Origin of the sequence: Pantoea sp. BL1 (assembly GCF_000963985.1) — a bacterium.
In the GTDB taxonomy this organism is placed as follows: Bacteria; Pseudomonadota; Gammaproteobacteria; order Enterobacterales; family Enterobacteriaceae; genus Pantoea; species Pantoea rwandensis_B.
In genome coordinates, this window is sequence record NZ_JZRH01000021.1 from 127,548 (window position 1) to 141,050 (window position 13,503).

General features: G+C 53.8%; 6 protein-coding genes. 4 read left to right on the plus strand and 2 right to left on the minus strand.

Annotation, left to right across the window (positions count from 1 at the left end; translation table 11 throughout):
• Window positions 1–19 precede the first annotated feature (19 nt).
• On the plus strand, window positions 20–874 hold the full coding sequence (rapZ, locus tag VH86_RS12275) for an RNase adapter RapZ (RefSeq protein ID WP_038649498.1): 855 nt from the start codon (window positions 20–22) through the stop codon (window positions 872–874).
• Entirely contained in the window at window positions 871–1,143 is a 273-nt protein-coding gene (gene npr / locus VH86_RS12280; RefSeq protein ID WP_034826632.1) for a PTS phosphocarrier protein NPr, read from the plus strand. Before rapZ ends, npr begins: the two co-directional genes overlap by 4 nt.
• A gap of 6 nt (window positions 1,144–1,149) precedes the next feature.
• Here npr and mtgA read toward each other — a convergent pair whose 3' ends face one another.
• Window positions 1,150–1,872: a monofunctional biosynthetic peptidoglycan transglycosylase gene (gene mtgA / locus VH86_RS12285; protein ID WP_045833019.1), complete on the minus strand. Its 723-nt coding sequence runs from the start codon at window positions 1,870–1,872 to the stop codon at window positions 1,150–1,152.
• A gap of 878 nt (window positions 1,873–2,750) precedes the next feature.
• Window positions 2,751–5,105 (minus strand): aerobic respiration two-component sensor histidine kinase ArcB, encoded by a 2,355-nt coding sequence (gene arcB, locus VH86_RS12290; RefSeq protein ID WP_038649507.1) that lies wholly within the window; start codon window positions 5,103–5,105, stop codon window positions 2,751–2,753.
• Between the two features lie 885 nt (window positions 5,106–5,990).
• Here arcB and VH86_RS12295 point away from each other — a divergent pair.
• On the plus strand, window positions 5,991–11,522 hold the full coding sequence (locus tag VH86_RS12295; RefSeq protein ID WP_045833020.1) for a glutamate synthase-related protein: 5,532 nt from the start codon (window positions 5,991–5,993) through the stop codon (window positions 11,520–11,522).
• Between the two features lie 66 nt (window positions 11,523–11,588).
• Window positions 11,589–13,343 (plus strand): sulfite reductase subunit alpha, encoded by a 1,755-nt coding sequence (locus tag VH86_RS12300; RefSeq protein ID WP_045833021.1) that lies wholly within the window; start codon window positions 11,589–11,591, stop codon window positions 13,341–13,343.
• The last annotated feature ends 160 nt before the right edge of the window (window positions 13,344–13,503 follow it).

The window sequence follows — 13,503 nt, forward strand, 5'->3', positions numbered from 1 at the left end:
TTAAAACGGGAGAAATGTGATGGTGCTGATGATCGTTAGCGGTCGGTCAGGCTCAGGAAAATCGGTCGCACTGCGTGCCCTGGAAGACATGGGATTTTACTGTGTCGATAATCTGCCCGTGGTGCTGCTACCGGAATTAGCGAACACCTTAACAGAGCGCAATATTTCGGCGGCCGTCAGCATTGATGTGCGCAACATGCCTGAATCGCCGGAGGTGTTTGAAACGGCGCTCAATAATCTGCCGGATTCGTTTTCACCACAGCTACTGTTCCTGGACGCCGATCGCAACACACTGATACGGCGTTACAGTGATACTCGCCGCATCCATCCGCTCTCCAGTAAAAATCTGTCACTGGAAAGCGCGATTGATGAAGAGAGTGACCTGCTTGAGCCTTTGCGTTCGCGGGCAGACCTGATCATTGATACTTCCGAAATGTCGGTCCATGAGTTGGCTGAAATGCTGCGTACGCGCCTGTCTGGCAAACGTGAGCGTGAGCTGACCATGGTGTTTGAGTCCTTCGGCTTCAAACACGGCATCCCAATTGATGCCGATTACGTCTTCGATGTGCGTTTCCTGCCAAACCCGCACTGGGATCCCAAGTTGCGCCCGATGACCGGACTAGATCGTCCGGTTGCGGCTTTCCTCGACCGCCACACTGAAGTGCATAACTTCATTTACCAGACGCGCAGCTATCTGGAGCTGTGGTTGCCGATGCTGGAAACCAACAACCGCAGCTATCTGACGGTCGCGATTGGCTGTACCGGTGGTAAACACCGTTCGGTTTACATCGCCGAACAGCTGGCAGATTACTTCCGTTCACGCGGCAAAAATGTGCAGTCTCGTCATCGCACTCTGGAAAAACGTAAATCATGACCGTGAAGCAAGTCGTTGAGATTCGCAATAAGCTGGGCATGCATGCGCGCCCGGCAATGAAACTGTTCGAGTTGGTGCAGAGTTTTGACGCAGAGGTACTACTGCGCAATGAAGCCGGTACGGAAGCCGAAGCCAGCAGCGTGATTGCGCTGTTGATGCTCGACTCCGCGAAAGGCGGCCATATCGAGATTGAAGCCAGCGGCCCGCAGGAAGTAGAGGCGCTGGCTGCGGTGATTGAGCTGTTTGAAGCCGGGTTTGACGAAGACTAATTGCTGTTAATGCAATTTGTAGCGAGCGAGGAAACCTTCCCCACCTAACTGACGCATCTGGCGCATTATCCACTGCTGGCGCATTCGTATATACCCGGAAGGTGCATCAGCGCGGAAGCGAATCGGGTTTGGTAGTACCGCCGCCAGCAGCGCCGCTTCAGAAATCGTCAGACGACTGGCTGGTTTGTGGAAGTAGCGCTGTGAAGCCTCTTCCACACCAAACACGCCGTTGCCAAACTCCGCAATATTCAAATATACCGTCAGAATGCGGCGTTTGGTCCACACCGTTTCGAGTCCAACGGTTAAACCGGCTTCGAGCCCTTTTCGCACCCAGCTGCGGCCATCCCATAAGAACAGGTTTTTTGCGGTCTGCTGCGACAGCGTAGAAGCACCGCGTATCTGCTTTGATCCATCGCTATCCAGCACTTTTTGAATTGAATCAACATCAAAACCCCAGTGTTCCGGAAATTTTTGATCTTCAGAAGCGATAACGGCCAGCGCCATCCACGGAGAAATCTCATCCATGCTGACCCAATCGGAATGCGCCACATAGTCGAACCGACCACTGAACCAGGCGCCCAGTTGACGCTCCACCATCACCGCAGAAAACGGCACTGGTAAAAAGGCAAAGATCACGATGCCGGCCAGCCAAATTCCCAACCACGCCAGCAGCACTTTAGCAATCAGCACTTTAAGGCGTTGCCCCATTTTCCCTTTACTCTTACTCATGCAATTTTCTCTTACCTGTTCCCTGCATTAATCAATCACCCCGGTCACAATTTTGATTACCTGTAATCCTGGGCAAAACTTTACCGCTTATCGCGTGAAAGTTAGAGATGAAGTTATTACCTGCGTCATCATCGTTCCTCTATTAGAGCCAATCACATCAAGCACTTCCATCATGAGGGAATCGGTTCCATGGTGAAAAACCCAGCAAAACCCTTACAATCGGATACTTCATACAAAGTGATAAAGATCACGTTTAAACTTTCACAATACTTAACAATAAACTTTCAAAGCATTTGAATAAGCGCACTGATGCGCGCAGCCGTTTCAATAAACGTGGCTGAAATCGCGTCAACATCATCATGATTAACCCTGACAATGGTAAAGGATTTAGCCTTCCGTTTGGTTTACATTGCACCGCAAAACTTTAAACTGGAACTTTCTGCAGAGGGTTTCCAAAGCGTTTTGGATAACCCACCAGAACCACCTTATTTGTTACCTAATATCAGCATGTTAAGCTCACTTAACTCTGATTTTTCGGCTGATTAGGAATTTCGGCGCAGCTGTCAGGCTTTTCCTGCTTCCGGCTGAAGGAAATTCAGGCAAAAAGCAGAACAATTGGTCAAAAATAGTGCAATACGGCAAAGAAATTAATTCCTTGCTTGACTGTGTCAGCAAATTAATGTTTTCTGTATTTAATCGCTGCTCAACTTCACACAATTTAATGAATCTTGTCACAAGCGTTGGTGAATTTGTTAAGGTGATTTCGAAGCGTTAACCAATACCATACTGTTGCTGATCCATTCGACTTCTAACGATAGCAGCAGTACCCATTTCCCTGGTGTTGGCGCAGTATTCGCGCACCCCAGTTTCGACTGGGGTCATTTTTTTCTGGCGTCCGAAGATTTTTCCCTTTCAGCTACCCACTCGCGTAACACGTTAACGTCATGCAGCCACTCATGTTTTAATTCGTCGATCCACTCCTGCACGTTGTCCCACCATGCTGGCAGTTCCGGTGACTGTATCTGTTTCGCCAGTTTCTGCAGATGCAACAGTCCTACTGAGCCCGCAGCACCCTTAATTTTATGCCCTTCTTCCGCAATCCCTTTTTGATCGCGCGCCATCATGTTGGAATCCAGCACGTCGAGATACCCCGGCATCATCTGTTCAAACATCGTCAGGCTTTGTGTAATCAATCCTGGGCCGACCAATTCGATATACTGCTCCAGCATCTCCACATCGAGCAGCATGCGCGAGTGTTCGTCTGAGGAGGTCTGAATCTCTTCTTCCGGCTCGCCCTGGTAATCCCAGAACTTTTTAATCATCGCCGTTAAGGCCGGCACCGCCAGCGGTTTACTCAGCACATCATCCATTCCAGCGTCGAGATACTCTTTTTTATCCTTCAGCACGTTGGCGGTCAGTGCCACCAGCGGCGGCAGCGCCACGCCAGCATGGCGTTGGTGAATGGCGCGCGACACATCCAGCCCGGTCATATCCGGCAATTGGATATCCAGCAGCACCAGGTCAAACTCCTGCGGATCAAACATCGCCAGCGCTTCAGTGCCGGTCATCGCCACTTCCACGCTGCATCCCAGTTTCTCCAGTACTGAGCGCGCCACAATGACGTTCAGTTCAATATCTTCAACCAGTAATACGTGCAGCGCCGGCAATGGCATGCTGTCGTCGAGATCTTCGTTTTCCACTTCATCGGCCACACGAGGTGCATTTATCTCGACCACAAAGCATGAGCCCTGCCCCGGCGCACTACTCACGCTAATATCACCGCCCATCGCCTGTGCCAGACGACGAGAAACCGCCAAACCAATGCCGGTACCGGTGGCGGGTTTTCCGCCGTGCTGATCTTTTACCTGGTAATACATGGCGAAGATCTTGTCCTGCTCTTCCTGCGGAATTCCCATGCCAGAATCCTGCACTTCAAAGCGCAGCGTTTCGTCCTGGTGATAGGCGACGCGCACCACAATTTCACCCTGCTGGGTGAATTTCACCGCGTTACCGATCAGGTTCCACAAAATTTGACGCAGGCGCGTGCCGTCAGCAGAGATGATGTGTGGCAGCGGCAGCTCCGGTGCCATCACGAACTTCAGTCCTTTCGGCTGCGCCAGTAACCCGGAGAGGTTTTCCAGATCGGCAAGGAAGCCGGTGAAGTCGAGCGGCTGATTATCCAGCTGCACTTTGCGGCGCTCGATTTTGTCCACTTCAATCACGTCATTAAAGATGTTGCCAAGCGTGATGGCCGAGACATGGATGGTTTTCAGGTACTTCAGTTGTTCCTGATTGAGATCGGTGTCCAGCAGAATGCGGCTCAAGCCGACAATGCCATTCAGTGGCGTACGCAGTTCATGGCTGATGGTTGAAATAAAGGTGGTCTTCTCACGGCTGGCATTCTCCAGCGCGTCCTGATAACGCTTACGCTCAGTAATATCGCGACCAAAGCCCATCAGGCCGCTGCGTTTACCGACGCGATCGTAATACGGCACTTTGCGGATTTCAAAGCAGGCTTTGCGCCCATCAGGATATTGCAGCCACTGTTCGTACGTCAGGGAGACGTTATGGCGGAAGACCTTTTCATCCGTCTCCAGCACCTTGGAGGCGGCATCTTCATCGTAAATGTCGCGCGGCGTCAGGCCAATCAGTTGCTTCTCGCTCATGCCCGTTAGCAGCTCCATCGCGCGGTTACAGCCCGAGAACTGCTTGTCGATGTTGCGATAGAACACCAAATCCGGTGAGGCATCGAGGAAGGAGCGTAAGAAAGAGGATTGCTGTTCCAGCTCGATTTGCGCCTGTTCACGGCGCGCCATCTCTTCGCGCAGTTTATCCATCACCTGCTCGCGGGCCTGCTCCGCTTTGATACGATCGTTAATTTCCTGATTCAGCTGAGCGATGGTCTCTTTCATTTGCTGATTAAGTTCAAGATCGCGCGTGCGCATCTCTTCCAGCTTATCGACCAGCTTCGTCAGGCGCTGGCGAGACTCTTCCAACTGATCAACCACCACCGAGAGAAAATAGACGGCCCAGGGCGTGATCAACAGGCCGAAGAACACCGATCGCACCACATCGATACTCTCAACATGGCCACGCAGTACCATGGTGACAGCCATTTGCACCACCATCGCCAGCACCACCAGTGCTGAGGCTAATAGCAGCGAGAAACGCACCAGCCCCAGCTTGACCATCAGATCAACGTAGTACTGCGCTAAAAGACGAATCTGTTTCATCACGAGCTCCCTGAACGAAATCTGGCTCATGATAGCGTAATTATCGCGGTACTGCGCCGACTCAGCGTGTCATTGCCTGCTGACTTTGCCTCATTATGGTGCATCGCAGCGCCTTTTCGCCGATGTTCGCGTCGTTATGCGTAAAGCGCTTGACTAAATCTGCCAACTGAATAATCTGGAGGGCCGCGCTTTTGCGACCCTTTTGTAACATCCCGTGCTATTCCTCCTTCCGGTAGCCATTTCATCTGATGGCTGGGCCTTGTTATTGCATATTCATTCAACTTTAGCGCCATTTTACTCACAGTCAGCCTGATTAATTTTACTAATGACAGCCCTATTTTGATTCAAATATGACGCCATAAGAAAAACAGATACATGCTGTGCGTGAAACCGCCCCAACAGAATTTTATGCTGATGAAATAGAGTTATTCAGCATTGTTTAGATATCTGAGGCGTACCTCACAGTGAGACGGCTCACACTTCATAGGGGAATCAGAATCGTCAGATTGACAGTTATTTACGTAATAAATTGTTCATAATCATAAAGTTAATTGGCAAAACAGCCGATTACCCGCAACAAAGCTGGCTATTTGACCTGAGTTCGCTTTCCCGATAAGTTGGAATTCCGCTGGATGCTTTCCAGTCGGGACTGTGTCTCGGCATATCTATGCAGCAAGAAACTCCCTCTGGATGCAAGTTATCTCCCGTAAGAGACCGGAAGTAAGAGCAGCTCATCAAGGACGAGACCATACTCTCTTGAGAGCCTTTGCTCGGTATTGCGACGTCCGCGTTTAAGCGGCGAAAACGAATTTGATACAGCACGCAGCAGTGCTCTGTGCTTGAAATAATGCAGGTAATGTCAAAAGCAGTTTAAGGAGACCCTCAATGTCCACTCAAAAACCTCATCCCTATGGTTTGTATGATCCCTCAGCCGGTAGTGATAGCTGTGGTGTTGGGTTTATTACCCGTAAGGACGGCGAGCAGACCCATGAGATCCTGCAGATGGCGCACAGCGCACTGTGCACAGTACCGCACCGTGGCGGTATGTCTGCTGAGGGCGTGGGCGATGGCGCAGGTGTCAACGTCGACCTTTCTCTGAACTTCTTCCGCAAAGTGACAGGCCAGCCACTGGAAGCCGGCCGCTTTGGCGTGGGTAACTTCTTTGTGCCAAAAGATGCTGAGCTGCGTGCTAACGCAGAGCGTCTGGTCGAAGAAACTCTGGCCGCCCATAACTTCCCTGTGCTGATGAAACGCGATATGCCGCTGGACGGCAGCGTGACACGTCCAGCCGCCCTGCAATTCCAGCTGCCGATTGTGCAGTGGATTTTTGCGGCACCACAGGAAGTCACCGAACAGATCGAATTCGAGCGCCACATCTATCGTGCGCTGCTGGATATCGAAGCGCGTGCCTTTACAGAAAGCGAATTCGGTGGTCTTTATCCGCTGTCGCTCTCTTCCCGTACTCAGGTATTCAAAGCACGCCTGAACTCAAATGAAGTGATCCCGTACTTCAAAGATTTGACCGATGTGGACCATCAGGTGCGTGGGCTGTTCTTCCATACCCGCTTCTCCACCAACACCGATCCGCACACCACCATGGCACAGCCGTTCCGCCTGATGGCGCACAACGGTGAGCTGAACACCGACCGTAAAAACCGCATCGCAGAAGCGGCATTGATGCTGGCGCGCGGTAAGAAAATCGTGCGTCCGAAAGGCCAGTCCGACAGCTCGCGTCTGGACCAAAGCATTCATAGCCGTTTGATGGAAGATAACCTCGACCTGATCAACGCCGTGGTTTCCATGATGCCGCCAGCGTGGGAAAACGACACCTCACTGTCAAATGAAGTGCGCGCGATGCTGGAGTACTTCTCTCTGTATGAAGAGAAGAACGATGGCCCGGCAGCGTTGATCTTCGGTAATGGCGAAGTGATCGGGGCGCGCCTTGACCGCCTGGGCCTGCGCCCATTGCGTTCTGTCGAAACCGCCGAGTACATCGGTGCGATGTCCGAAGCGGGTCAGATTGCCTTCCCACCGGAAAGCGTACTGCGTCGTGGCCGTATCGAAGCGGGCGGCATGCTCTATTACGATCATAAAGAAAAACGCTCTTACACCACGGTGGAAGCGCTGGAAAAACTGGCAGCAGAGAAAGATTACCTTTCACTGCTGAGCGCGGCTCGCGTGGACCTGCACGATCTGCCGGAGATTCAGGCAGAGCAGCTGGGTTCACCGCTGCGCTATCGTGGTGACCTCAAAACTTATCAGCGTTTTGTGGCGTACTACTACAACCAGGAAAGCTTTAAATTCATGATGGACCCGATGCTGCAAACCGGCGCTGAGAAGATCTCGGCGATGGGTTACGGCAACGCCATCAATGGCCTGTCCGACCACGAAGGCGGCATGGCGCACTACTTCTCACAACGCTTTGCTCAGGTCACCAACCCGCCGCTGGATTCGATCCGCGAAGCGGACGGCATGACGTTGCGCGTGGCACTGGGTGCGAAGCCGCACTTGGGCCGCAGTAAAGGTCAGCAGGTTATCGTGCCCACGCCGATCCTGACACACCTCGATATGCTGCGCCTGCGCGAGCAAACCGTCGCACCTTATGCGCGTTTCGAGATGCTGTATGAGCCGGTCATCGGCAAAGATATCGTCAGCCGCGCCGCCAACGCCAAAGCGCTGGAAAACGCCATTGATAATCTGGCACAGCAGGTCGTGGATTTCGCACGCCAGCAGGGCGGCATTGCGGTGATCACCGACCGCCACATCTCTTCAACTCACGCGGCGATTCCTATGCTGCTGATGGTCTCTGCCATCAACCAGCGTTTGGTGCAGGAAGGTCTGCGCCTGGATGTTTCTCTGGTGGTAGAAAGCGGCCAGAGCATCTCTTCACACCACATCGCTGCAACCTTGGGCTTTGGTGCGTCTGCGGTTTACCCGCTGGGCGTACAGATGCGCGCGGAAGAGAAATATGGCGAAGGCGAAGAAGGTAACAAAGCCTTCAAACGCTATGCCAAAGCAGCCGAAAAAGCCTTGATGAAGACCATGGGTAAAGTGGGTCTCTGTACTGTTGAGAGCTACAGCTGTGGCGAATTCTTTGAACCTAACTTCCTGAATACCGACGATCCGGTTCTGAAGAAGTACTTCCCGAATATCAAAACACCGGTCGGTGGCGCGGGCTTCCCGGCTATCGCCCAGATGGCGGTTGACTGGCACCAGAGCGCACTGAAAATTCAGGGCGAGGCCGAAGTGCCACTGCTGGGTCTCTTCAAAGAGCGTGCGGAAGGTGCAGGTCACTCATACGGTACCATCGCCGTACGTACCTTTATCGACATGACAGAGCAGCCGATTCGCTTCGCTGATAAAGCACGCGAAGAGGACAACTTCATCCGTCTGATGACGCTGGCCAAACTGGACAATGCCTTCAGCATTAAAGCTGACGCATTCAAAGACAGTAGCTTCGAACGCATCCCGAACAAGGTCATTGACTCACTGGCGATCACGCCGGATTACCGTCAATTCTCCAGTCTGATGCACGCCGAGCGTAAACGTCGCCCTGCTGCGCTGCGTGACATCCTCGCGCTGCCGTGTGATTTGACCCACGTTGACAGCGAAGCGGAGTTTGGTCGCAAACTCGGCCGTTACTCACTGGTCAACAACGGTTTTGCCACCCGTGGATTGAAGTGTGAAGCCGTGGAAGGCAGCCTGAACCAGTTCGAGTTGCGCCTGATTGATTCCATCGCGGGCCTGAAGCCAGAAGATGAACGTCTGGAAGCGCTGGCACGTGCACTGAAAACCCGCTTTAGCGACGACATCGAAAGCAGCAGCGTGGCCGATGGTGTATTGCACATCACCGCTTACGGTAAAGCGGCAGATTACCTGTCACTGATCTTTACCGCGTTGCCTTCGCTGCCACTGGAAGAGATCCAGCCGGCACACGAAATTACCCGCACTTTCGCCTCCGGTGCGATGAGCCACGGTGCCTTGGTTGCACCTGCGCACGAAGCCGTAGCGCACGGTACTAACATGGTTGGCGGGATGAGTAACTGTGGTGAAGGTGGTGAACACTATTCACGTCACGGCACCATCCGCGCTTCACGCATCAAGCAGTTGGCATCCGGTCGTTTCGGCGTATGGGCGGCTTATCTGGCCGACCCGATGCTGGAAGAGCTGGAGATCAAAATTGGTCAAGGCGCGAAGCCAGGTGAAGGCGGACAGCTGCCTGCACCGAAAGTGACCGTGGAGATCGCCGCAGCGCGTGGCGGTACACCGGGTGTTGAGTTGGTTTCACCCCCACCGCACCACGATACCTACTCTATCGAGGATTTGGCACAGCTGATCCACGATTGTAAAGCCGCACGTGTTCGCGTCATCGTGAAACTGGTGTCTTCAGAAGGCATCGGCACCATCGCGGTTGGCGTGGCGAAAGCGGGCGCAGACGTGATTAACGTGGCAGGTAACACCGGTGGTACCGGTGCGGCCTCGGTCACCAGCCTGAAATACACCGGTCGTGTTGCCGAGATTGGCATCGCCGAAGTACATCAGGCGCTGTGTGCTAACGGCCTGCGTGACAAGGTGCAGCTGCGCTGCTCCGGTGCACAACAAACCGGTAGTGATGTGATCAAATCTGCCCTGCTCGGCGGCGACAGCTTCGAGTTCGGCACCACCGCGCTGATGATGCTGAAATGCGTGATGGCGAAAAACTGTAACGTTAAATGCCCGGCCGGTTTAACCACCAACGCCGAAGCTTTTGATGGCGATCCGCGTCAGCTGGCGCAGTACTTCGTTAACGTGGCGCAAGAAGTACGTGAATTCCTCGCACGCCTCGGCCTGCGTTCACTGCGCGAAGCACGTGGCCGTTCTGACCTGCTGCACCTGATGGATCACCCACTGGAAGTCGGCAAGCTGGATCTGCGTGCGATGTTGACCGTGGTGCCAGAGCAGAAAATCGCGAAGCCGGTCTATCTGGAAAAAGATTTTGAGCTAGATGATGGCTGGGTTGAAGAGCTGAAAACGCAGCTGATCGACCAGGCGAGCCGCGATTTCGCCCTCGGCGCAGGCATTACCCTGAACAACCGTAACAAGAGCGTGGGCGGCCAGCTGGCCATCGACATCGAGCGCATGCTCAACCACGAACTGTCTGCTGAACAACGTGCTGCACTGCCAGCGGTGTTCAAAGACGATCGCGGCCGTCATTACCTGGCACCGCGCACTGTGAATATCCACACCAGCGGTTCTGCCGGTCAGTCATTCGGTGCCTTCTGCAACGATGGTATGCAGATGAAGCACTACGGCACCTGTAACGATGGCGTGGGCAAAGGTCAGTGCGGTGGCGAACTGGTGGTGATGTCACCGGGCGGCGGCGCACAAGACAGCGACGGCAACGTGCTGATCGGTAACTTCGCGCTGTTTGGTGCGACCGGTGGCCGTTTGTTCGTACAAGGCCAGGCGGGCGACCGTTTCGCGGTTCGTAACTCTGGCGCTACTGCGGTAGTCGAAGGCGTCGGCGATTTCTGCTGCGAATACATGACTAACGGTGCGATTCTCAACCTCGGCACCTTTGGTAAAGGTTTCGGCAACGGCATGAGCGGTGGATTCGCTTACCAGTATGACCCGTACGGTGCACTGGCAGGACACGCAGCGGGTGATTCCGTGCTGTTCGGTTCAATCGCTGACGAAGATGAATTGGCGCAGGTTCACAAGCAAGCAGTGCTGACCATGCTGAACTGGCACCTGGAAGCCACCAACTCGCCGCGCGCAGCCTGGCTGCTGGAGAATTGGGAAACCGAGTGCCACCACTTTGTCTACGTAATGCCGCGTTCGCTGCTGCTCTATCAAGATGGTGGCGAGATCCTGAAAGCGAAATCACGTAAGGATTTGCTGGAAGAGCTGTCAACCTCACTGGCTGCGCATCAGGTTGCCAAATTCAAGGCAGCATGGCGCACCGGCAAAACCATTGCGGATGGCGCCGTACCGGCTTACGGTGCGACGGATACAGCGGAAATGTTCGTGCTGCTCAACAACTACACCGTATTGAGCTTCGCGCAGCAACTGGCGCTCGGCAAACTGCCAAAAGGTACTGCCGTTGAAGACCCTGCGGTTGAGAAAGCGGTACGCAATTTGCTGATGACGGAAGACTTCGCGCTGGTGAGCAAACTGCAACGCCATGCACGCTCAGCGATTGAAAGCTACAGCGATGACGAACTGGCTAGCCTGATTGCGGCAAAACGTATGTCCGATTACAAAGCAGCATTAACGCAACGCAACATTCGCTCCATGGACAGCCTGGCGACCTATGGCTGGATCATTTATCAGGATGCCCGCAACCGTGAGGTGCTTGGCCATCTGCCTGATTTCGAAGAGCTGTTTGCACGCGCCGCGCTGCCAGAAATCGCCGCTGCTGTCGGGAAACTTTCCTGATAGCAGCACCAATGAATGTGTGTATATTGACTGAACATCACGAGACGGGTTTGAGTACAGATATCCATGAAGATTCCTTACATTCCTGAAGATGCGCCGTTTAACGGCGAACAGAAATACTGGCTGGCGGGTTTTCTCGCCGGTCTCCACTCGCGTCTGTTGGTATTAGAAGATAAGCAGACGACACCTGCGGCCGGTGGCGCCACCAACACGCAGTTGCACATTCTGTTCGGTTCACAGACCGGCAACGCAGAAGCGCTGGCGCAAACTGCCGCTAAAGCCGCGCGTGCCAAAGGTCTGGTGCCGGTGGTTCAGGCATTGGGCGAAGTAGACCTGGACGTGTTCGCCACCATGCGTCATGTGCTGATTGTCACCTCCACCTACGGTGAAGGCGAGATGCCGGACAATGCTCAGCTGTTCTGGCAAGCACTTTCAGCCAGCACAGCGCCGCGTCTGGAGCAGATGCACTTTGCTATCCTGGCGATCGGCGATACCGGCTACGATGGCTTCTGCCAGGCCGGTAAATTCTTCGATATGCGTCTGGAACAGCTGGGTGCAAAACGCGTCTTTGACCGCATCGACTGCGATATTGATTTTGAAGAGCCTTCCAGCGCATGGATTGGCGACGCGATGCCACAGTTTGCCGCCAGTGCCGGTAGCAGCGGCACGGTGTTAGAGAGCGCGCCAGAAGCACCGGTGATTCCAGGTAGCAATAAGCAAAACCCTTATGCTGCAGCGCTGGCGACGAACAAGCGTCTGTCTGGCGAATCATCGGCGAAAGATATTCGCCACTTTGAATTCGATCTCACTGACAGCGGCCTGAAATATGAAGCCGGTGACGCGTTGGGCGTCATCCCAGTGAACGATGCTGAGTTGGTTAGCCTGTTGCTGAGCGAGCTGAAAGCGGACTATGAAACCCCGGTGCCAGGCTTCGATCGTAACCTCGGCGATCTGCTGACCTACCAGTTCGAGATCTCCGAACCATCGCGCAAGCTGATTGAGTGGGTGGGTCAGCACACTGCCAACCAGGAACTGTTGCACGTATTACAGCACGACGATAAAGACACCCTGGCTAACTGGCTGTGGGGCAAAGACACGCTGGACCTGCTGCAGCTTGAGCTGAAGCGCACCCTGTCTGTGCCAGAGTTCGTGGCGATGCTGCGTCCGTTGCAACACCGTGCGTACTCCATCTCTTCCAGCTCCAAAACGCATCCGAATCAGGTGCACCTGACGATTGCTTCCGTGCGCTATCACAGCGGTGGCCGTGAGCGTAAAGGCGTCTGCTCTACCTATCTGGCCGAGCGCGTGCGCCGTGGCGAGAAGCCAGCGATCTTTATTTCGCCAAACAAAGCGTTCCGCGTGCCGGCTAACGGCAATGCTCCGCTGATCATGGTTGGCCCTGGCACCGGTATTGCTCCGTTCCGTGCGTTCTTGCAGGAACGTCAGTCAACGGGTGCTGAAGGTAAGAACTGGCTGTTCTTTGGCGATCAGCATCAGGAACACGACTACATCTATGAAGATGAGCTCAACGGCTGGCAGCAAAGCGGTCTGTTAACACATCTCGACCTGGCGTTTTCACGCGATCAGGAAGAGAAGATCTACGTGCAGAACCGTATGCTGGAAAAAGGCGCTGAGCTGTATGCCTGGCTGCAGGATGGCGCGTACTTCTATGTTTGTGGCGATGCTTCACGCATGGCGAAAGACGTGGATGCAGCGCTGTATGAAGTGGTGCGCCAGTTTGGTGGCCTCTCCAGCGAACGTGCAGCGGCTTACATTGACCAGTTGAAGAAAGATAAACGCTATCTGCGTGACGTCTACTAAGACCCATAAAAAGGAAGCTGATGAGCTTCCTTTTTAACCTCTGCTGTCGCAGCACGCTGAATCGCGCCATGTAACAGCGGTTCAGATGTGCGATCAATCGCGCCGTTATTGAAGTGCATCCATAAAAAAACGGGCCAATTGGCCTAATGCCGATCAGTTA

Excerpts from the sequence above, each read along its gene's own strand:
- VH86_RS12295 (WP_045833020.1), top strand. The coding sequence starts at position 5,991 with ATGTCCACTCAAAAACCTCATCCCTATGGTTTGTATGATCCCTCAGCC.
- mtgA (WP_045833019.1), bottom strand. The coding sequence starts at position 1,872 with ATGAGTAAGAGTAAAGGGAAAATGGGGCAACGCCTTAAAGTGCTGATT.
- arcB (WP_038649507.1), bottom strand. The coding sequence starts at position 5,105 with ATGAAACAGATTCGTCTTTTAGCGCAGTACTACGTTGATCTGATGGTC.
- npr (WP_034826632.1), top strand. The coding sequence starts at position 871 with ATGACCGTGAAGCAAGTCGTTGAGATTCGCAATAAGCTGGGCATGCAT.
- rapZ (WP_038649498.1), top strand. The coding sequence starts at position 20 with ATGGTGCTGATGATCGTTAGCGGTCGGTCAGGCTCAGGAAAATCGGTC.
- VH86_RS12300 (WP_045833021.1), top strand. The coding sequence starts at position 11,589 with ATGAAGATTCCTTACATTCCTGAAGATGCGCCGTTTAACGGCGAACAG.